Source organism: Stenotrophomonas nematodicola, from assembly GCF_009467805.1.
GTDB classification, from domain to species: Bacteria; Pseudomonadota; Gammaproteobacteria; order Xanthomonadales; family Xanthomonadaceae; genus Stenotrophomonas; species Stenotrophomonas nematodicola.
Window position 1 is genome coordinate 386,189 of record NZ_WIAY01000001.1, and the last position, 20,274, is coordinate 406,462.

A 20,274-nucleotide genomic window follows, 5' to 3' on the forward strand; every position below is an offset into this window, starting at 1 on the left:
TTGATGTACGGTTCGAACCGTCAATTCACCGAGCAGTACCGCCAGGTCGGCGTGCAGAGCGCGATCAGCGATGCCGATCCGCACAAGCTGGTGGCGCTGCTGCTGGCCGGCGCGCTGGAGCGCGTGCGGCTGGCCCAGGCCTGCCTGGAAGGCGGCGACCAGGCCCGCAAGGGCAAGGCGATCGGCGAAGTCTGCGCGATCGTCGGCCACCTCAACGGCTCGCTCGACCACGAGGCCGGCGGCGAAATCGCCGCCAACCTGTCGGCGCTGTATGACTACGTGATGCAGCGGCTGACCGAAGCCAATCTGCACAACGACCCGGACGCCCTGCGCGAATCGCTGGAGCTGCTGGGCGAGATCGACGCCGCCTGGAACGCGATCCCGCGCGACCAGCGGGTGCCTGCGCAGGCAGCGGTGTAATGGCTGACACCCTGCTCACGCTGGCGCACCTCAACGCCGAGCTGGACGCGCTGGAAACCGCGCTGCTGGCCGACGACCACGAGCGTGCCGGCGACTGTCTGGACAGGCTGCACCTCAACCAGGCGCGGTTCCTGGCCATGCCCGGTGCGCTGGACGACGTGGCTGGCCTCAGCGCCCTGGAGGGCCGTCAACAACGCATCATGGTAATGATGATGAGCCAGCGCGACGAAGCCGGCCGCCACGTGCGCCACGGCGCAAGCGCCAACCGCGCCGCCCATGCCTACCTCACCGCAGAGTCGCTGGCATGAACGACGAGCGCGCCGCAGCCATCCATCACCCGGCCGAAAGCGAGCTGTTCGATGAGACGCTGAGCTGCGAGGTCGCGCTGCCCGCCGAGTTCCGCCTGGGCACGGCGGTGATCCGTCCCGGCAGCGCCGAGACGCTGCTGCGCAGCGTGGCGCTGGTGGAAGACTCGCGCGGCGACGACGGGCACGACGAGCGTGGCGACGCCACCCTGCAGCTGCAGCGGCTGGAAGCCAAGCTCGACCTGACGATGGTGCTGCTGGGCCGCCTGGTCCGCCAGCAGACCCAGGACCTGCCCCTGCGCCCGCTGCGCTGGTCCCGGCGCGGCATCCGCCTGGAACTGGGCGTGCGCAGCGGCGCCAGCCCCGGTGCCCTCGGCGTGATCCGCCTGCAGCCGTGTGACTGGTTGCCCGACCACATCGATCTGCCGGTAGCGGTACTGGCCGAGGCGGCCAACGGCTCGGGGGCCCATTACCTCTGGCTGCGTTTCGAAGGGCTGAGCGATGGCCTGGAGATGGCGCTGGAGCGCCATCTGTTCCGCCTGCATCGCCGCCAGATCGCCGAAGCACGCCGTCTGCGCTGACCATACGGTCCCGACCGTTACCGATGGACCTTGGCGGTTTCACGCCACTCCGTTAAGGTGGCGCATCCCCCGCTTCCCTGCCTGCCTGTGCGCGTTCTCATCGTCGACGATCACACCCTGGTCCGCGCCGGCCTCGGCCGCCTGCTGCAGGGCTTTGCCGGCGTGGAGGTGGTCGCCGATGCCAGCAATGCAGAGCAGGCCCTGCAGATGGCCGTGCAGCATTCACCGGACGTGGTCCTGATGGACCTGTCCCTGCCCGGCCGTACCGGTCTGGAGGCGCTCAGCGACATCCTGCTGCGCGCGCCGGGCTCGCGGGTGGTGATGATGACCATGCATGACGATGCCGTGCACGTGCGCGATGCGCTTGATCGCGGTGCGGTCGGGTTCGTGGTCAAGGATGCCGCCCCGCAGGAACTGGAACTGGCCCTGCGCGCCGCACATGCCGGCCAGGTGTTCCTCAGCCCGCAGATCTCGGCCAAGATGCTAGCGCCGATGCTCGGCCGCGAGAAGCCGGTCGGCATTGCGGCGCTGTCGCCCCGCCAGCGCGAAATCCTGCGTCAGATCGGCAAGGGCGAAAGCAACAAGGAAATCGCGGCCGACCTCGGCATCAGCGTCAAGACCGTGGAAACCCACCGCGCCCGCATGATGGAGTCGTTGGGCTGCCGCCGCGCCAACGATCTGCTGCTGCTGGCCGCCCGCCACCAGCACGAACTGGAGTAGACCGGCGACGGCTCTCCGTCGCCAGGCGTCCTGCCCGCGTTCCCGCGTCGATTTATTGAACCAGCCTCCCCCCTTCCGCCTTGGCCAGAGCCCCCGGAACGGCACAGACAGCGTCAAATAACCCGACACCTGTCAGGAGAATCCCTACACGCTGTCGGGAGTTTGACGACCCCACTCAGGAACCCCCTGATTCCGGTGCTGCCGGAACAAAAGCAAGATGTGTTCCAGATCGCGCCGGGGAGTCGGCGCCGACGGGGAACGGACTTGAAAGCCAATCTTTCGACCCAGATGGGTCAGCAGCTTCACCTCACACCGCAACTGCTGCAGTCGATCCGACTGCTGCAGCTCAACGGCATGCAGCTTGAGCTGGAGATCCAGCGTGCGCTGGAGACCAACCCGCTGCTCGAACTGGACGAGGCCGCCGAAGAGCGTGCCGATACCACCGACGTCGCGGCCACCACCCAGGACGTGGCCGCGTTCGACGAGCTGCCGGAAAGCTCGATGTGGGACGTGGCCGGCAGCAGCTGGCAGGACGGCGACGATGACCGCATGCAGCGTGTGGCCGCCGGCGAGTCCAGCGACCCCCAGCTGCGCGCCCTGCAGCGGCTGTCGCTGGAGCTGGCACCGCGCGAACTGGCCGTGGCCGCCTTCTGGCTGGAACACTGCGACGATGCCGGCTACCTGGACGCACCTCTCGCACAGCTGCAACTGCTGGCCAGCGCACTCTGCGACGTGGATGCCGAGGGGGTCGAAGCGGTCCGCCAGTACATCCTGCACGGCGACCCGGTCGGCCTGGCTGCACAGGACCTGCACGAGTGCCTGTGCGTGCAGCTGCGCGCCCTGCCCGGCCGCGTGCCGGCCCGGCACCTGGCCCTGCGCGTGCTCGATGAGGGCCTGGTCACCCTGGCGACCCACGACTACGCCGCGCTGGCGCGCGAACTGGACGCGGAGATCGCCGACATCCACGAAGCGGTACGCCTGATCCTCTCGTTGCAGCCGCGCCCGGGCGAAAGCCTGCTGCCGGATACCAACGGCGCGGTCATCCCCGACGTCGTCGCCTGGCATGCCGACGGGCAGTGGCGCGTGGCCCTCAACCCGGCCACCAGCCGCCGCCTGAGCATCAACCCGCACTACGAACAGGCAGTGGGCGAGGCCGGCGACGGCGCCCAGCCGCTGCGCGACATGCTGCAGGAAGCCCGCTGGCTGACCCGCGGCCTGTCCATGCGCTACGACACCCTGCTGCGCACCGCACGGGTGATCATCGAGCGCCAGGCCGGCTTCCTGACCCGCGGCGAAGAGGCGATGGCGCCGCTGACCCTGAAGGAAGTGGCCGATGCGATCGGCATGCACGAATCCACGGTATCGCGCATCACCACCGGCAAGTACCTGCAGACCCCGCGTGGCACGCTGGAGCTGAAGCACTTCTTCGCGGTACGGCTGGAAGGCGCCAGCGTCTCCGGGCAGGCGGTAAAGGCGATGGTCCGGCGCCTGATCGACGCCGAACCGGCCGGCCGGCCGCTGGCCGACGAGGCCATCGCCGGCCTGCTGTCGCGCCAGGGCGTGAACATCGCCCGCCGTACCGTTGCAAAATACCGCGAACAACTGGACATCGCCCCGGCGCGTGAACGTCGCCGGGCCAATGCCAGGGCTCCGCAGCTGGCCCGGGTGGGCTGAAGGAATGAACGACATGAACAAGCTCACCGTCCTGCTGGTCGACGACCACGAGGGCTTCATCAACGCCGCCATGCGCCACTTCCGCAAGGTCGACTGGCTGGACGTGATCGGCAGCGCCGGCAATGGCCTGGAGGCCATCGAGCGCTCCGAGTCGTTGCGCCCGAAGGTGGTGCTGATGGACCTGGCCATGCCCGAAATGGGCGGCCTGCAGGCCACCCGCCTGATCAAGTCGCAGGACGACGCACCGTACATCGTCATCGCCAGCCACTTCGATGACGCCGAACACCGTGAACACGCGCTGCGCGCCGGCGCCGACAACTTCGTCAGCAAGCTGTCCTACATCCAGGAAGTCATGCCGATCCTGGAAGGCCTGAAGGGGAATGGATCATGAGTGAGTCGCGCATCCTGGTACTGGACAACGACGCCGTCCGCGCCGAACGCACCGTCGCCCTGCTGGAATTCATGGACTTCAACCCGCGCTGGGTGGCCGACGCGGCTGACATCGACACCGCCCGCCACCGCCAGAACGACTGGATGGCGGTGATCGTCGGTGCGCTGGACGCCAATGAGCGCAGCGACGCCCTGTTCGCCTGGCTGGGGCGCAGCTCGCTGCCGCCGCCGGTGATGCTGATCGATGGGGATACCACCGCATTCGCCCGGCAGCACGGCCTGCACGAAGCCACTGTGTGGCCGCTGGAAGCACCGCTGCGCCATGCGCAGATGGAAGGCCTGCTGCGCCGCGCCAGCCTCAAGCGCCTCGATGCCGAGCACCAGGCCGGTGCGGTGCAGGAACAGGGCCCGACCGGCGACGGCGCTGCCGTGAGTGCGTTGCGCCAGATGATCGACCAGGTGGCCGCGTTCGACACCACCGTGCTGGTGCTGGGCGAATCGGGTACCGGCAAGGAAGTGGTCTCGCGTTCGATCCACCAGCGCTCGCCGCGCCGCGATGGTCCGTTCGTGGCCATCAACTGCGGTGCGATCCCGGCCGACCTGCTCGAGAGCGAACTGTTCGGTCACGAAAAAGGCGCGTTCACCGGTGCGCTGAGCGCGCGCAAGGGTCGGTTCGAGATGGCCGAGGGCGGCACCCTGCTGCTCGACGAGATCGGCGACATGAGCCTGCCGATGCAGGTCAAGCTGCTTCGCGTGCTGCAGGAGCGCAGTTTCGAGCGCGTCGGTGGCAACCAGACCATCCGCTGCAATGTGCGGGTGATCGCCGCCACCCATCGCGACCTGGAGTCACGCATCGCCGACGGCAAGTTCCGCGAGGATCTGTTCTACCGTCTCAACGTGTTTCCGATCGACGTGCCGGCACTCCGTGAGCGCAGCGAGGACCTGCCGGCGCTGGTCACCACCATCGCCGGTCAGCTGGCCCGTACCGGCCGCGGTGAAGTGCGTTTCAGCGCCGAGGCCCTGCAGGCGCTGGCCAGCTACGAGTGGCCGGGCAACGTGCGCGAGCTGACCAACCTGGTCGAGCGCCTGGCCGTGCTGCATCCGGGCGGCAACGTGCGCGTGCAGGACCTGCCCGCCCGCTACCGCGGCGACTTCAGCCCGGCCGCCGTTCCCGCCGCCGCGCCGGCGCCGGCAGCGGACGAACGTCTGGACCTGCGTAGCTTCTCCTTCCATACCCCGGCACCGGGCAATACCGCGCCGCTGGAGAACAGCATCGGGCCGGTCACCCGTGCGCCGGCCCTGCCCGACGCCGGACTGGACCTGCGCAACCACATGGCCAACATCGAACTGAACCTCATCAACGAAGCCTTGGAGCGCACCCAGGGCGTGGTTGCCCACGCCGCCCAGCTGCTCGGCCTGCGCCGCACCACGCTGGTGGAGAAGCTGCGCAAGTACGGTATCGAGCGCGACCACACCGAACTGGCCAGCTGACCCACCGACGGTCACCGCACCCTTGAAGCCCGGGCCCGTCCCGGGCTTCTGCGTTCCGGGGCCATCGCGACGCCTCGCGGGGGTGCCCGTCGGTTTTCCGACGCCGGGCATCCGACGCCGGTCACCGCGCCATCGCGCCGGAGCGACATTCCGTCGCACCGCCACGGCCCGGCACGGGAGATCAACGCCGCGCTGAATGCGTAAGTGCCCGCCACCACGACAAAACTGAACCAATGGCCGGTTTCGGCACGGGGCTTGCAACGTATTCACTCGAAACCCCATCCCCAGATTCGGAACGTTCCAGATGTCGCACTCCGTTACCTCCGTCCTTTCCCAGATCCGTTCCTTCCAGACCCAGATGGGTCAGTCGGCCGTCAGTCCGCTGACGGAAGCGCCGAAGAGCAATGCCATCCAGGGGCTGGTATCGCCGCAGGAAGTCCAGGGCCCGAGCTTCACCGAAACGCTGCGTGGCGCCATCGCCGGCGTCAACGACGCACAGCAGAAATCCGGCGCCCTGGCCAAGGCCTTCGAGCTGGGCGATCCCAGCGCCGACCTCGCCAAGGTCATGGTTGCCTCGCAGCAGTCCCAGATCGCCTTCCGCGCCACCGTGGAAGTCCGCAACCGTCTCGTCCAGGCTTACCAGGACGTGATGAACATGCCGCTGTAAGGATAGAAACGCATGGCCCTGTCGCTTACCAAGGAATCCCTGAACGCCGAGAAGGCGGGCCAGTGGTTCGACCGGCTGCAAAGCCTGCAGATCACCCGTCGGCTCGGACTGATGGCGATGATCGCCGTGGCCGTGGCGGCAGGTCTGTTTGTGTTCTTCTGGTCGCAGAAGCCCGGCATGGTGCCGCTGTACACCGGGCTGGACCAGAAGGCCACCGCCGAAGCCACCGACCTGCTGCGCGCCGCGCAGATTCCGTTCGAGCTGGATGCCGCCACCGGCGGCATCACCGTGCCGGAAAAGAACCTGCACGATGCCCGACTGAAGCTGGCCGGCTCCGGGCTCACCGACAGCGGCCGGCTCGGCTTCGAGCTGATGGAACGCGATCCGGGCTTCGGCGTCAGCCAGTTCATGGAGAACGCCCGCTACCAGCATTCGCTGGAAACCGAGCTGTCGCGCACCATCAACACCCTGCGCCCGGTGCGCGATTCGCGCGTGCACCTGGCCATTCCCAAGCCGAGCGCCTTCACCCGCCAGCGCGATGTGGCCAGTGCCTCGGTGGTGCTGGAACTGCGTGGCGGCCAGCAGCTTGAGCGGGGGCAGATCGATGCCATCGTGCACATGGTCGCCGCCAGCATCCCCGACCTGGCGCCGGAACGGGTGACGGTGGTGGACCAGAGCGGCCGGATGCTGAGCGTGTCCGATCCGAACAGCGATGCGGCGATGAATGCCGCGCAGTTCGAACAGGTGCGCCGCCAGGAAACCTCGTTCAACCAGCGCATCCGCGAACTGCTGGAGCCGATGACCGGCCCGGGCCGGGTCAATCCGGAAGTCAGCGTGGACATGGACTTCTCGGTCATCGAAGAGGCCCGCGAGCTGTACAACGGCGAGCCGCAGAAACTGCGCAGCGAACAACTGAGCGAAAACAGCAGCAACGTGCCGGGGCCGCAGGGCATTCCGGGCGCCACCAGCAACACCCCGCCGGGACCGGCGGCGGCACCGGCCACCGCACAGGCACCGACCGAGTCGTCCAAGAACGCGACCCGCAACTACGAGCTGGACCGCACCCTGCAGCACACCCGCCAGCCGGCCGGCCGGATCAAGCGCGTGTCGGTGGCCGTGCTGCTGGACAACGTGCCGCGCGCCGGCGCCAACGGCAAAACCACCGAGCAGCCACTGTCGGCGGCCGAGCTGACCCGCGTTGAAGCCCTGGTCAAGCAGGCGGTCGGCTTTGATGCCGAGCGTGGCGACACCGTATCGGTGATGAACGCGCCCTTCGTCCGTGAGGTCACCCCGGTCGAGGGCCCGAAGTGGTGGGAACTGCCCCAGGTGCAGGACGGCCTGCGTCTGCTGCTCGGCGCGATCGTGGTGCTGGCGCTGGTGTTCGGCGTGCTGCGCCCGGCGCTGCGCTCGATCACCGGCACGGCCAGCAAGCCGGATGAAGACGAACTGGAACCGCATGGCGCCGACGTACACCTGGTCGAGGACGGCGATGCGCTGCCCGCGCTGGGCAACGATCGCAACCACGCGGGCGGACATGAAACGCTGGCATTGCCGGTGGACTCCTACGAGGAACGACTGCGCATGGCGCGTGAAGCTGTAAAGACCGATTCCAAGCGTGTGGCGCAGGTCGTCAAGGGCTGGGTGGCCAATGACTGACGCCCCTCCCCTGACCGGTGTGCAGCGCGCCGCCGTGCTGCTGCTGTCGCTGGGCGAACTGGACGCAGCCGAAGTGCTGCGCCACATGGAACCCAAGGAAGTGCAGAAGATCGGTATCGCGATGGCGACGATGACCGATATCACCCGTGAGCAGGTCGAGCGCGTGATGGACCAGTTCGGCAGCGAGCTGGGCTCCAAGACCTCGCTCGGTGTCGGGTCGGACGACTACATCCGCAACATGCTGGTGCAGGCACTGGGCAGCGAGAAGGCCGGCAATCTGATCGACCGCATCCTGCTCGGCCGCAACACCACCGGCCTGGACGCGCTGAAGTGGATGGACCCGCGTGCCGTGGCCGACCTGGTGCGCAACGAGCACCCGCAGATCATCGCGATCGTGATGGCGCACCTGGAAACCGACCAGGCCGCCGACGCGCTCAAGCTGCTGCCCGACCGTACCCGGGTGGATGTGCTGCTGCGCATCGCCACCCTGGACGGCATTCCGCCGAACGCGCTCAACGAACTCAACGAGATCATGGAGCGCCAGTTCGCCGGCAACCAGAACCTGAAGTCGTCCAACATCGGCGGCGTCCAGTGCGCCGCCAACATCCTCAACTTCATGGACAGCGGCCAGGACCAGGCGATTCTCGGCGAGATCGCGCGCATCGACGCGCCGCTGTCCGGGCGCATCCAGGACCTGATGTTCGTGTTCGACGACCTGGTGGACCTGGAAGACCGCGAACTGCAGCTGGTGCTGCGTGAAGTCAGCGGCGAGCGCCTGGGCCTGGCCCTGCGCGGCGCCGACATCAAGGTGCGCGACAAGATCACCCGCAACATGTCCCAGCGTGCCGCCGAGATCCTGCTCGAAGACATGGAGGCCCGTGGCCCGGTGCGCCTGTCGGATGTGGAAACCGCGCAGCGCGAGATCCTGGCGATCGTCAAGCGCATGGCCGATGAAGGCACCGTCACCATCGGCGGCAACGCGGAGGCGATGCTGTGAACAACGCCGTGCGCTGGCTCGCCCCGGACCTGCTGGCGGTTCCCGAACCGCCGGTGGAGGAGACCGTCGAACTCACCGGGCCCGATCCGGAGCACGAACCGGAGCCGGTCCTGCAGCTGCCGACGCTGGAGGAGATCCAACAGATCCAGGACGAGGCCGAGAAGGACGGCTTCGAGCGCGGCCACGCCGACGGGCAGGCCCAGGGCCAGGCCGAAGTGCGCCGCCTGGCGGCGCAGATCGAAGGCATCCTCGACAACTTCAGCCGGCCGCTGGTGCGGCTGGAGAATGAAGTGGTGGCCGCGCTCGGCGAACTTGCGGTCCGCATTGCCGGCACGCTTGTCGGGCGTGCCTACGAGGCCGACCCGGCGCTGCTCGCGCAACTGGTCGGCGAAGCCATCGATGCGGTCGGCGGGGCCACGCGCGAGGTGGAAGTGCGCCTGCACCCGGACGATATCGCCGCCTTGACCCCGCTGCTGCAGCTGGCCCCGCACCAGCGCCTCAGCCCGGACCTCAGCCTGAGCCGCGGCGATCTGCGCGTCCATGCCGAGGCCGTGCGCATCGACGGCACCCTGGAAGCCCGCCTGCGCGGCGCGCTCGATGCGGTGATCCGCAAGGCTGGAGCCAGCGCATGAGTACCGACCCCGTTCCCGCGCCCGCCGCCGACTGGGCCGCCGCGCGCAACCTGCGGCTGGCCGCTCGGCTGGACGGCATCCAGCCCGATACCGCGCACGGGCGCGGCCTCATCCGCGAAGGCGTGCTGCGCCGCGCGGTGGGCCTGACCCTGGAAGCGGTGGGCTGCGAATCGCCGCTGGGCGCCAGCTGCAAGGTCGAAGTCATGGACGGCGGCTGGGTGGATGCCGAAGTGGTCGGCTTCGCCGGCGAACGTACCTATCTGATGCCCAGCGCCGAGCTGCACGGCCTGCTGCCGAATGCCCGCGTGATCCCTGCACTGGGACGGGGTGGCGTGGAAGTGGGCGAAGGCCTGCTCGGACGCGTCATCGACAGCGACGGCGTGCCGCTGGACGGCAAGGGCCCGATCCGTGCCGAAGGTACTGTGGGCATGGCCGGCGTCTCGATCAACCCGCTGGCGCGCGAGCCGATCACCCAGCCGCTGGACGTCGGCGTCCGCGCCATCAACGCGCTGCTGCCGATCGGCCGTGGCCAGCGCGTGGGTCTGTTCGCCGGCTCCGGCGTGGGCAAATCCACCCTGCTGGGCATGATGACCCGCTACACCGCCGCTGACGTGATCGTGGTTGGCCTGATCGGCGAGCGTGGCCGCGAAGTGCGCGACTTTGTCGAAACCACGCTTGGCGAAGAGGGGCTGCGCCGCGCCGTGGTCGTGGCCAGCCCGGCCGACCGGCCTCCGCTCGCCCGTCTGCACGGTGCCTACCGCGCCACCGCCATTGCCGAGTGGTTCCGCGACCAGGGCCTGAATGTCCTGCTGCTGATGGATTCACTGACCCGCTTCGCGCAGGCCCAGCGTGAGATCGGCCTGTCGGTGGGTGAGCCGCCGACCACACGCGGCTACCCGCCGTCGGTGTTCGCCAAGCTGCCGGCCCTGGTCGAGCGCGCCGGCAATGGTGCCAAGGGGCGCGGCTCGATCACCGCGTTCTACACCGTGCTGACCGAAGGCGATGATCCGCAGGACCCGATCGCCGATGCGGCGCGTGCCATTCTCGACGGCCACATCCTGCTCTCGCGCCGCGTCGCCGACAGCGGTCTGTACCCGGCCATCGACGTGGAGTCCTCGGTCAGCCGCGTGGTCACGGAAATCGCCGATGAACCGTGGCGCCTGCGCATCCGCAAGCTCAAGCGCCTGATCTCGGCGTACTCGACCAACCGCGACCTGATCGCCATCGGCGCCTATCAGCGCGGCAACGACCCCGCTACCGACGAAGCACTGGAACGCTGGTCGGACATCGTTGAATTCCTCGGCCAGGACGTCGGCAAGGCAGCCGACCTGCCGCACAGCCAGGCCGCACTGAAGCGGCTGGTGGAACCAGAGACTTAAGCCATGATCCAGTCCAAGCGAATCGACCCCCTGCTCAAGCGCGCCCAGGACCACGAAGACGAGGTCGCCCGTGATCTGGCCGAGCGCCAGCGCATGCTCGACACCCATCTATCGCGCCTGGACGAACTGCGTCGCTACGCCGAGGAATACGCCAGCGCCCAGATGGCGGCCACCAGTCCGGCCCAGCTGATGAACCGCCGCGCCTTCCTGGACCGCCTGGACAGCGCCGTCGCGCAGCAGCGCCAGACCGTGGACACCAACCGCGAGAAGGTCGAGGCCGAGCGCGCACGCCTGGTCCTGGCCAGCCGCGACAAGCAGGTGCTGGAACAGCTGGCCGCGAGCTACCGGGCGCAGGAGAAAGTGCTGACCGACCGCCGCGACCAGCGCGAGATGGATGACATCGGCGCGCGCCGCAGCCGCCAGGCGCAGCGCGGCGACGGCGACAACGGAGGCACGCCGTGACGCCCGCCTCCGTGCTCGGCGGCAGCCCCGCCACCGCCACCGCCGGCAAGAGCGGTGGCACCCCGCGCAGCGGGACCGGTGACGGTGACGCGCGCCGGGACTTTGACACCCTGCTCAAGAACGACGCGGGCAGCGCCAAGCGCGTCGGCGCCAGCGACGGCAAGCCCGCGCCAGCCACGCCGACGGCCGACGACGGACGCGGCACCGGCGCCGACCGCCCCACACGCGGCAGCCGCGAAACGACTCCCCCGACCGACGGCGACACCGCCAGCGAGGCGACCGCCAGCACCCCGTCGACGCCTGATGCGCAGGACAGCATCGACCCGGCTGACACCGCACCGTGGCCACCGCTCGGGCTGGCCGGCCTGGCGCTGGCCGGCGTCGAGCCGCAGCCCAGCGTCCCGCCGCCGACCACGCCGGCCACAACCACCCTGCCCGGCGCCGTGGTGGCACCTGCAGCGGCAACGGGGGCCCCGACCGGCCCTCTCGCCGTGCCCGCCGATGCCGGCACCGGTCCAGCCGCGCTGCTGCTCCCGGTTGATGCCGAGCCGACCCCCGACGCGGAACTGTTGAAGACCGTTACCGATGCGATCACCGCCGCTGGCGACGGAGCCGATGCGCCGCCGACGCCCCTCCTGCACGCGCTGAACGCTGCGGCCGAGCTGAAGACCTCAGCCCCCGCGGCCCCCTTCACCGGGGCGCCGACGGCCACCCCCCACCTGGGCGGCGACGACTTCGAAGACGCTGTCGGCGCACGCATCGGCTGGCTGGCCGACCAGAAGATCGGTCACGCGCACATCAGGATCACCCCGGACGACCTGGGCCCGATCGACGTACGTCTGCACCTGGACGGCGACAAGGTGCATGCGTCCTTCACCAGTGCGCACGCCGACGTCCGCCACGCGCTGGAAAGCAGCCTGCCGCGCCTGCGCGAGATGCTCAACGAGCAGGGCTTCCAGCTGGGCAACGCCGACGTGGGCCAGCAGCAGACCGCCCAGGACGGCAAGGCGGGCGACGGTCGCTCCGGCCTCGCTGGTGACGACGGCGAACCGTCACTGGCGGACGCCACCGTTTCCCCGGCGCAGCTGATGCGCCAGCGTGGGCTGGTCGACGCCTACGCGTGAGGCGTATGCGTACCGGCCAACGGCCGGTGCGCACCCCCGTCAATTTTCCGGCAACCGCAGCCGGAGCCATTCAGGCACAGCGTTTGCATGTAGCCAGGAAGCAATCCAATGGAGCTTCCCCCCGTGGCCGCAGCCGCCGACAAAACCAAGAAATCCGCCGAAAAGGACAAGGCCGCCAAGCCGCGCAGTCCGCTTCTGATCACCGCCCTGGTTGCGGTGCTCGCCGCCGGTGCCGCCGGCGGTGGTGTGTGGTACTTCACCCAGTCCAAGCACGACGAAAAGCCGGCCAAGGCCACCGCCAGCAAGGGCGTGCCGGCCCCGGCGCAGTACTTCGGCCTGGAGCCGCCGTTCGTGGTCAACCTCAACGGGTCCTTCGACGGTCCGCGCTACCTGCAGGTGGAGGTGCAGCTGATGACCCGCGATCCGGCCGCGATGGAAGCGATCAAGGTTCACGCCCCGGCCATCCGCGCCAAACTGCTGATGCTGTTCTCGCAGGTCGAGCCGGCGCAGATCGCCGACCGCGCCGGCAAGGAGCGCCTGCAGGCCGACTCGCTGGCCGAAGTGCAGAAGCTGCTCAAGGCCGAGACCGGGACCAAGGGCGTGGACGAACTGCTGTTCACCAGTTTCGTGACCCAGTAAGGGCATGCCATGAATGACCTGCTTTCCCAGGACGAGATCGATGCCCTGCTGCACGGCGTGGACTCCGGTGCGGTGGAAACCGATATCGACGCAGCGCCCCCCGGCGAGGCGCGCTCCTACGATTTCGCCAGCCAGGACCGCATCATCCGCGGTCGCATGCCGACCCTGGAGATGGTCAACGAGCGCTTCGCCCGCCTGTGGCGGATCGGCCTGTTCAACCTGATCCGGCGTTCCGCCGAGCTGTCGGTGCGCGGCATCGAGCTGATCAAGTTCAACGATTACATGCACTCGCTCTACGTGCCGACCAATCTGAACCTGATCCGCTTCAAACCCCTGCGTGGTACCGGGCTGATCGTGTTCGAGCCGACCCTGGTGTTCGCCATCGTCGACAACTTCTTCGGCGGCGACGGGCGTTACCCGACCCGTATCGAAGGGCGCGAATTCACTGCCACGGAAATGCGGGTCATCCACCTGCTGCTCAAGCAGACCTTCGCCGACCTGCAGGAAGCATGGGCGCCGGTGATGGACGTCGAGCTGGAGTACATCAACTCCGAGATCAACCCGCACTTCGCCAACATCGTGACGCCGCGCGAGTACGTGGTGGTCTGCCGGCTGCACGTCGAACTCGACGGCGGCGGCGGCGACATCCACGTCACCCTGCCCTACTCGATGCTCGAACCGATCCGCGAGCTGCTCGACGCCGGCATCCAGAGCGACCGCAACGACCGCGATGCCAGCTGGGGCGTGATGCTGCGCGAACAGCTCAACATCGCCGAAGTCACCCTGTCCAGCGTGCTGGCCAGCAAGCGCATGAGCCTGCGCGAACTGACCCGCCTGAAGATCGGCGACATCCTCCCGATCGAGCTGCCGGCGCAGGTGCCGGTGTGCGTGGAGAACATCCCGGTGTTCACCGGCGAGTTCGGCATCGCCAACGGCAGCAACGCAGTGAAGATCACCGCCACCCACCCCCCGGGCGTCCGCCCGCGCGTTCCCGTAATCCAGGAAGACCCGCAATGAACGACATCGACACCAACGCGCCGGCACCGGCCCAGTTCACCAACCTGCAGTCCGACGAGATCCCCGGCAGCACCGACCTCAACCTGGATGTGATCCTCGATGTGCCGGTCACGCTGTCATTGGAAGTGGGTCGCGCGCGCCTGCCGATCCGCAACCTCCTGCAGCTCAACCAGGGCTCGGTGGTGGAACTGGAGCGTGGTGCCGGCGAGTCGCTGGACGTCTTCGTCAACGGCACCCTGATCGCCCACGGCGAAGTGGTGGTCATCAACGATCGCTTCGGCGTGCGCCTGACCGACGTGGTCAGCCCGAGCGAACGGATCCGGAGACTGCGTTGAGCGCCTGGGCGCTGATCGCCGCCGGCACCACCACCGCCAAGGTGGGCCAGCACGCCGCTGCCGCACCGAGCATGTTCGGTGCCGTGCTGGCGCTGCTGGCGGTGCTGGCCCTGATCGTCGGCCTGGGCTGGGTGCTCAGGCGCATGCCGGGCAGCGGCTTCCGCCCTGCCGAGGGCCTGCGCGTGGTGGCCAGCCTGACCGTCGGCGCCAAGGAACGCGTGGTGGTCGTGGAGGTCAACGGCGAGCAGTTGCTGCTCGGCGTCACCGCCGGTGGCATCAACGCCCTGCACCGCCTGCCCGAACCGTTGCCGACGCCTGCCCCGGCGCGGCTGCCGGACTTCAAACACTTGCCGAATTTCGCGCAGATGCTGCAACAGCGGCTGCGCAAGGACTCCTGACATGCGTGGCCCTCGTAACCCCTGGACCCATTACCTGCCCCTGCTGATGCTGCTGGCGCTGTGCGCGCTGCCGGCACTGGCCTGGGCCGCCCCCGGCCTGCCCGGCACGCCGGCGCTGCCGGACGTGAACGTCGGCAAGATCGGCGGCCAGCCGGTGAGCCTGCCGCTGCAGACGCTGCTGCTGATGACGGCGATCACGCTGATTCCGTCGATGCTGCTGGTGTTGACCGCTTTCACCCGCATCATCATCGTGCTGGGTCTGCTGCGCCAGGCACTGGGCACCGGGCAGACCCCGTCCAACCAGGTGCTGCTCGGCCTGGCCCTGTTCCTGACTGCAATGGTGATGCTGCCGGTGTGGCAGAAGGCCTGGGGCAGTGGCATGGCGCCCTACCTCAACGGTGAGATCGACTTCCAGACCGCCTGGACGCTGACCACCCAGCCGCTGCGCGCCTTCATGCTGGCGCAGATCCGCGAGACCGACCTGATGACCTTCGCCGGCATGGCCGGCCACGGCACCTACGCCAGCCCGGATGCGATTCCGTTCCCGGTGCTGGTGGCCTCGTTCGTCACCAGCGAGCTGAAGACCGCCTTCGAGATCGGCTTCCTGATTTTCATTCCGTTCGTGATCATCGATCTGGTCGTGGCCAGCGTGCTGATGTCGATGGGCATGATGATGCTGTCGCCCATGCTGGTCTCGGCCCCGTTCAAGATCCTGCTGTTCGTGCTGGTCGACGGCTGGGTCCTGGTGGTCGGCACGCTTGCCGCCAGCTTCAACGCGGTCTGAGGTCGCCATGACGCCCGAACTTGCCCTTACCGAACTGCGCGGTGGCCTGATCACCGTGCTGTGGGTTGCCGGCCCGCTGCTGCTCACCGTGCTGATCGTCGGCGTGGTGGTCGGCGTGGTGCAGGCCGCCACCCAGCTCAACGAGCCCACTATCGCCTTCGTGGCCAAGGCCGCCGCGCTGACCGCCGTCCTGTTCGCGCTCGGCAGCCTGCTGATCGGCCACCTGGTGGAATACACCACGCTGCTGTTCCAGCGCATTCCCCACCTCATCGGCTAGGCAGGCACGCACGATGGATTCGGCCACTCAGATGGCTGCCGATGGCCTGCAGGCCTTCGGCATGATCGGCACCATCCTGTGGACCATGCTGCGCATCGGCGCGATGGTCATGGCGATGCCATTGATCGGTACCCGCGCGGTGCCGCAACGGGTGCGGGTGATGCTGGCCGGTGCGCTGGCCATCGCCCTGTCGCCGATGCTGCCGCCCGTGCCAGCCTGGACCGGGTTCGACGCCGCCACCGTATTGAGCATCGCGCGCGAACTGGCCATCGGCGTGTCGATCGGCTTCCTGCTGCGGCTGGTGTTCGAGGCCGGGGCGATGGCCGGCGAACTGGTCGCCCAAGGCACCGGCCTGGCGTTCGCGCAGATGAGCGATCCGCTGCGCGGCGGCAGCTCCGGCGTGATCGGACAATGGTTCTACCTGCTGTTCGGCCTGCTGTTCTTCACCTCCAACGGGCACCTCGCGCTGATCTCGCTGCTGATGGACAGTTACAAAGCCGTGCCGATCGGTGCCGAGCTGCCCAATGTCGATGCGTTTCTCAGTGCCGCCCCGACCTTTCTGCTGCAGGTGTTCCGCGGCGCGCTGACCCTGGCCCTGCCGCTCACCGTGGCGATGCTGGCGGTCAACCTGGCCTTCGGTGTGCTGGCCCGGGCGGCGCCGGCGCTCAACCCGATCCAGCTTGGCCTGCCGGTGGCCCTGCTGCTCGGCCTGTTCCTGCTGACCGTGCTGGCCGGTGAAATGGGCCCGCCGGTGCAGCGCCTGTTCGACGCCGCGTTCCAGGCTGCCGACGGCGTGACGCACTGAGCCGGGTCGCGATGCACGTTCCGTCACGGATTCGTGCTGCGGCTCTTGCGAGACCCCCCGGGCATCGCGGTAGTCTTCACGGGTAGCGTTCGTTTCATCGGAGTCATGGGGAGACTGCCGGTGAGGGTGCCATTGCGCATCCTCGGTGATCACGGCGGTGTACGCCATGCCATCGCATTCGTGCAGGCCAGGGAGAGTCACCCATGCTCGTCGGCAGCTACGCCCCGTCCCTCGTACTGATCTCGCTCCTGGTCGCCGTGATGGCGTCCTTCACCGCGCTGGACATGGCCGCACGGGTCACCACCGCGCCGAGCCGGCGCCAGACCGCGCTCTGGCTCGCCGGCGGGGGATGTGCGATGGGGCTCGGCATCTGGTCGATGCACTTCATCGGCATGCTGGCCTTCCGCCTGCCCATCCCGCTGGGCTATGACATCGCCATCACCGGGACGTCGCTGCTGGCCGCGATCGCCTCTTCCGTATTCGCCCTGTGGCTGGTCTCACTGCCCACCCTGCCGCACACGCGGCTGGCACTGGGGGCCCTGCTGATGGGCATCGGCATTGCCTCGATGCACTACCTGGGCATGGCCGCGATGCGCATGCAGCCGGGGATCGTGTACGACCCGGCCTGGTTCGTGGCCTCGGTGCTGATCGCCGTGGCCGCCTCCTGGACCGCCCTGTTCGTGGCCTTCCGCCTGCGCGGCAGCCAACGCCGCCTGCGCGACCGGCTGGCGCCGGCGGTTCTGCTCGGCACCGCCATCGTGGGCATGCATTACACCGGCATGGCAGCCGCGCGATTTCCCGCCGGCAGCATCTGCGGCGCGGCCGGTCGGGACGGGCTGCAGACGCAGTGGCTGGCGGCGATCGTGCTGGTGCTCACCATCTCGATCCTGACCATCGTGCTGGTGGTGTCCTGGCTGGACCAGCGCATGCAGTCGCACCTGCTGCGGGTGCGCAACTCGGACCTGCGCACCTCCCTTTACGACGCCCAGGCCGAACTGACCCAGGCCGCCCTGCACGATCCGCTCACCCGCCTGCCCAACCGGCTGCTGCTCCAGCAGCACATCGAGCAGTCGCTGAGCCGGGCCGAGCGCAACGGCACCCGGTTTGCCGTGATGTTCATGGATCTGGACGGATTCAAGCAGGTGAACGATGCGTATGGCCACCAGACCGGCGACGCCCTGCTGGTCGCCGTGGCCGAGCGCACCCGCCAGCTGCTGCGCCCCGATGACGTGCTCGCACGGTTGGGCGGCGACGAGTTCGTGCTGGTGGTCGGCATCGACAACGGCGAGGACATCGCCGCCCTGGCCAGCCGCATCATCCAGACCATCGGCCACGAGCCGCTGCTGCCCGACCACGAGCTGCAGGTCACCGCCAGTATCGGCATCGCCATCTGCCCCGATCATGCCGCCAGCGAGCGGCAGCTGATGGCCTTCGCCGACGCGGCGATGTACCAGGCCAAGGAAGCCGGCCGCAATGCGCAGGTGCTGTTTTCAGACTGGATGAACGACAGCGCCGAGCAGCAGTTCCAGCTGCTCGCCGATCTGCGCCGGGCGATCGGCACCGACCAGCTGTTCCTGCATTACCAGCCCAAGACCCGCGTGGCGGCCCACACCGTCTGTGGCGCCGAGGCCCTGATCCGCTGGCGCCACCCGCAGCACGGACTGGTGCCCACCGAACGTTTCATCCGGCTCGCCGAACGCAGCGGCGTGATCAACGAGATCGGCCGCTGGGCGCTGGACGAAGCCTGCCGGCAGCTGCGCGAGTGGCACGACGCCGGCCACGACAGCTGGACCGTGTCGGTCAACCTGTCGCCGGTCCAGTTCAGCTCGCCGGACCTGCTGCAGGACGTGCGGCGCGTGCTGCAGACCCATCGCATGGACCCGCGCCGGCTGATCCTGGAGATCACCGAGAACACCGTCATGCGCGACACGGAAGCCAGCCTGCGCCTGCTGCAGTCACTGGCCACGCTGGGGGTCGGCATCTCCATCGACGATTTCGGTACCGGCTATTCCAGCCTGCTGTACCTCAAGCGGCTGCCGGCCAGCGAGATCAAGATCGACCATGCGTTCGTGCGCGACCTGGAGAACAGTTCGGAGGATGTGGTGATCGTCTCGGCGATCGTCGCCCTGGGCCATGCGCTGGACATGGACATTGTCGCCGAAGGCGTGGAGACCACCGGCCAGCGCGCGTATCTGGAACGGCTGGGCTGCGACTACCTGCAGGGCTATCTGCTCGGCCGGCCGGTGGACGCGCAGCGCTTCATGCAGCTGCATGACCATCCGCGGCCACGGGTGGTAGTGGCGCCGGAGTGGAACGCGGACGAAGACCTCTCCCCACCCGGCCACCCGGCCGACTGACGGCACCCCGCCGGTTCAATCGAGCAGTGTCGCGTCTGTGACATCCAGCAGCCCCAGCTGCGCCATCCGCGCTTCCACCTCGTGCACCTGGCGCAGTTGCGCCTTGTTGCGCAGGTCCAGACAGCCCTCTACGGACACGATGATCGTGCCGCAGCCCGTGACCACATGGACGGCGGCAGCTTCGGGGAGGTAACGATGCGGAACCAGTTCGGGGACAAACCCCATCCAGCCGAGCCAGCGGCGATGGGGGAACAGGCGATGGTCGAGTGCGTACGTGTCGTATCCCTCTTCATTCTGACGCCACGCGTACAAATCAGCCGCGATGAACGACGTATCCAGCGTCTCGGCCAGGGCCGCGATACAGCCGCGGACCACGACGGGCGCCAGACGTTCGCCGAATGCACCCACGGGATCCTTGATGTCCAGCTCCAGGCGACCGCACCACGGCGTATAGCTGATGATCGTGCGACCGGCCTTCGCCCAGTCCGCATCGGTACGGGCATTTCTCAGACTCGCTTCGGCACCCCCAGCCGTGGGCAGCGTTGGGTAGGAATGCGCATCCTCAGCCGCGTTCCGCTCGATTCGTCTCTTGAACCTGCTTGCATCGGCAAGCTCGACTGCACCAGGGTCGCCCCGGCGTGGAGGCTCCACCCACGCCCGAAGAAGCGGGTGGACAGAGGAGAGGCTATCGGCGAGAGCGCTCATGCGCTCGTACACCTCGGTCGCGCTCAGCGCCTCCTCCCGTATCACGGCATTGATTGTGCTTCTGAACATTACGCTCATGGTGAGTATCTGCAGATGGCTGCCAATGCGTCGAACGCTTTCTGCGCCGCCTTGAAACACCCTGGTTCCAGAAAGTGCCATTCCAGTCTGCCGGGAGGACCCAACGCGACAACGTGCGCGTACTGGGTTCTGGACTGTCTAAGCCAGCTGTCGAGGATCGAGGGCGTACGACGCGCCGCCCATGCATGAAGCTGTCCTTCTCTGTCGAAAAACTGCTGGTAATGCCCCTTCGCCTCGATCACCGTACAGCGCGATCGCCAGAACCCGTCGAAGCGGATCGCGCCGCGCCGCCATTCGGTGATCGTAATTTCGGTTCTGGATGTCGGCACCCTGGCCAGAACCGGGTCCATCGTCCCGTTGGACGCGCAGCGCTTCATGCAG

Annotated in this window: 24 protein-coding genes; 22 read left to right on the forward strand and 2 right to left on the reverse strand. The window is 68.2% G+C overall.

From position 1 onward, the window contains the following. The first annotated feature begins 3 nt into the window (after positions 1-3). The 22 genes from fliS (at position 4) to GDJ08_RS01765 (ending at position 19,110) form a co-directional block, all read left to right on the forward strand. Positions 4-420: a flagellar export chaperone FliS gene (fliS, locus tag GDJ08_RS01660; protein ID WP_017354509.1), complete on the forward strand. Its 417-nt coding sequence runs from the start codon at positions 4-6 to the stop codon at positions 418-420. Continuing rightward, positions 420-728 carry a hypothetical protein gene (locus GDJ08_RS01665; RefSeq protein WP_017354510.1) on the forward strand — a complete coding sequence of 103 codons (309 nt, stop codon included), beginning with the start codon at positions 420-422 and terminating at the stop codon, positions 726-728. Before fliS ends, GDJ08_RS01665 begins: the two co-directional genes overlap by 1 nt. Then, positions 725-1,306, forward strand: coding sequence for a PilZ domain-containing protein (locus GDJ08_RS01670; protein ID WP_017354511.1), 582 nt, complete (start codon positions 725-727; stop codon positions 1,304-1,306). Before GDJ08_RS01665 ends, GDJ08_RS01670 begins: the two co-directional genes overlap by 4 nt. 87 nt (positions 1,307-1,393) lie before the next feature. Beyond that, positions 1,394-2,026 (forward strand): response regulator, encoded by a 633-nt coding sequence (locus tag GDJ08_RS01675; protein WP_026070519.1) that lies wholly within the window; start codon positions 1,394-1,396, stop codon positions 2,024-2,026. A 264-nt stretch (positions 2,027-2,290) separates the two neighbouring features. Then, entirely contained in the window at positions 2,291-3,700 is a 1,410-nt protein-coding gene (gene rpoN / locus GDJ08_RS01680) for an RNA polymerase factor sigma-54 (protein WP_153164163.1), read from the forward strand. A 13-nt stretch (positions 3,701-3,713) separates the two neighbouring features. Continuing rightward, positions 3,714-4,091, forward strand: coding sequence for a response regulator (locus GDJ08_RS01685; protein WP_026070520.1), 378 nt, complete (start codon positions 3,714-3,716; stop codon positions 4,089-4,091). Then, positions 4,088-5,581 carry a sigma-54 dependent transcriptional regulator gene (locus GDJ08_RS01690; protein ID WP_017354515.1) on the forward strand — a complete coding sequence of 498 codons (1,494 nt, stop codon included), beginning with the start codon at positions 4,088-4,090 and terminating at the stop codon, positions 5,579-5,581. Before GDJ08_RS01685 ends, GDJ08_RS01690 begins: the two co-directional genes overlap by 4 nt. Before the next feature lie 304 nt (positions 5,582-5,885). Then, positions 5,886-6,248, forward strand: coding sequence for a flagellar hook-basal body complex protein FliE (gene fliE / locus GDJ08_RS01695; RefSeq protein ID WP_017354516.1), 363 nt, complete (start codon positions 5,886-5,888; stop codon positions 6,246-6,248). A gap of 12 nt (positions 6,249-6,260) precedes the next feature. Then, on the forward strand, positions 6,261-7,904 hold the full coding sequence (gene fliF, locus GDJ08_RS01700) for a flagellar basal-body MS-ring/collar protein FliF (protein ID WP_017354517.1): 1,644 nt from the start codon (positions 6,261-6,263) through the stop codon (positions 7,902-7,904). A 10-nt stretch (positions 7,905-7,914) separates the two neighbouring features. Further along, positions 7,915-8,901, forward strand: coding sequence for a flagellar motor switch protein FliG (gene fliG / locus GDJ08_RS01705; RefSeq protein ID WP_026070521.1), 987 nt, complete (start codon positions 7,915-7,917; stop codon positions 8,899-8,901). Further along, on the forward strand, positions 8,898-9,533 hold the full coding sequence (locus GDJ08_RS01710; protein WP_017354519.1) for a FliH/SctL family protein: 636 nt from the start codon (positions 8,898-8,900) through the stop codon (positions 9,531-9,533). Before fliG ends, GDJ08_RS01710 begins: the two co-directional genes overlap by 4 nt. Then, positions 9,530-10,912 (forward strand): FliI/YscN family ATPase, encoded by a 1,383-nt coding sequence (locus GDJ08_RS01715; RefSeq protein WP_153164165.1) that lies wholly within the window; start codon positions 9,530-9,532, stop codon positions 10,910-10,912. The genes GDJ08_RS01710 and GDJ08_RS01715 overlap by 4 nt, the downstream gene beginning before the upstream one ends. A 3-nt stretch (positions 10,913-10,915) precedes the next feature. Beyond that, positions 10,916-11,374: a flagellar export protein FliJ gene (gene fliJ, locus GDJ08_RS01720; RefSeq protein ID WP_136004070.1), complete on the forward strand. Its 459-nt coding sequence runs from the start codon at positions 10,916-10,918 to the stop codon at positions 11,372-11,374. Next, positions 11,371-12,498 (forward strand): flagellar hook-length control protein FliK, encoded by a 1,128-nt coding sequence (locus GDJ08_RS01725; RefSeq protein WP_153164167.1) that lies wholly within the window; start codon positions 11,371-11,373, stop codon positions 12,496-12,498. Before fliJ ends, GDJ08_RS01725 begins: the two co-directional genes overlap by 4 nt. A 108-nt stretch (positions 12,499-12,606) precedes the next feature. Beyond that, complete coding sequence (locus tag GDJ08_RS01730; protein ID WP_017356078.1) at positions 12,607-13,137, forward strand: flagellar basal body-associated FliL family protein; 531 nt, start codon at positions 12,607-12,609, stop codon at positions 13,135-13,137. Positions 13,138-13,146: 9 nt separating this feature from the next. Then, entirely contained in the window at positions 13,147-14,154 is a 1,008-nt protein-coding gene (gene fliM / locus GDJ08_RS01735; protein WP_017356079.1) for a flagellar motor switch protein FliM, read from the forward strand. Then, the gene (gene fliN, locus GDJ08_RS01740; protein ID WP_136004066.1) at positions 14,151-14,489 is read left to right on the forward strand and encodes a flagellar motor switch protein FliN; all 339 of its coding nucleotides are present in this window, start codon (positions 14,151-14,153) and stop codon (positions 14,487-14,489) included. Before fliM ends, fliN begins: the two co-directional genes overlap by 4 nt. An 11-nt stretch (positions 14,490-14,500) precedes the next feature. After that, positions 14,501-14,887: a flagellar biosynthetic protein FliO gene (gene fliO / locus GDJ08_RS01745; RefSeq protein ID WP_026070776.1), complete on the forward strand. Its 387-nt coding sequence runs from the start codon at positions 14,501-14,503 to the stop codon at positions 14,885-14,887. Between the two features lies 1 nt (position 14,888). Beyond that, the gene (gene fliP / locus GDJ08_RS01750) at positions 14,889-15,671 is read left to right on the forward strand and encodes a flagellar type III secretion system pore protein FliP (RefSeq protein WP_017356082.1); all 783 of its coding nucleotides are present in this window, start codon (positions 14,889-14,891) and stop codon (positions 15,669-15,671) included. A 7-nt stretch (positions 15,672-15,678) separates the two neighbouring features. Continuing rightward, positions 15,679-15,948, forward strand: coding sequence for a flagellar biosynthetic protein FliQ (locus tag GDJ08_RS01755; protein ID WP_017356083.1), 270 nt, complete (start codon positions 15,679-15,681; stop codon positions 15,946-15,948). Between the two features lie 13 nt (positions 15,949-15,961). Further along, positions 15,962-16,753: a flagellar biosynthetic protein FliR gene (fliR, locus tag GDJ08_RS01760; protein ID WP_017356084.1), complete on the forward strand. Its 792-nt coding sequence runs from the start codon at positions 15,962-15,964 to the stop codon at positions 16,751-16,753. Positions 16,754-16,956: 203 nt separating this feature from the next. Continuing rightward, positions 16,957-19,110 carry a putative bifunctional diguanylate cyclase/phosphodiesterase gene (locus GDJ08_RS01765; RefSeq protein WP_153164169.1) on the forward strand — a complete coding sequence of 718 codons (2,154 nt, stop codon included), beginning with the start codon at positions 16,957-16,959 and terminating at the stop codon, positions 19,108-19,110. 15 nt (positions 19,111-19,125) lie between these two features. Here the strand turns inward: GDJ08_RS01765 and GDJ08_RS01770 are convergent, their stop codons facing one another. Next, a complete protein-coding gene (locus tag GDJ08_RS01770) occupies positions 19,126-19,893 on the reverse strand; it encodes an Imm52 family immunity protein (RefSeq protein WP_165699751.1) in 768 nt (255 codons plus the stop codon). Next, positions 19,890-20,270 carry a Tox-REase-5 domain-containing protein gene (locus tag GDJ08_RS01775; protein ID WP_229296422.1) on the reverse strand — a complete coding sequence of 127 codons (381 nt, stop codon included), beginning with the start codon at positions 20,268-20,270 and terminating at the stop codon, positions 19,890-19,892. Before GDJ08_RS01775 ends, GDJ08_RS01770 begins: the two co-directional genes overlap by 4 nt. Positions 20,271-20,274 lie beyond the last annotated feature (4 nt).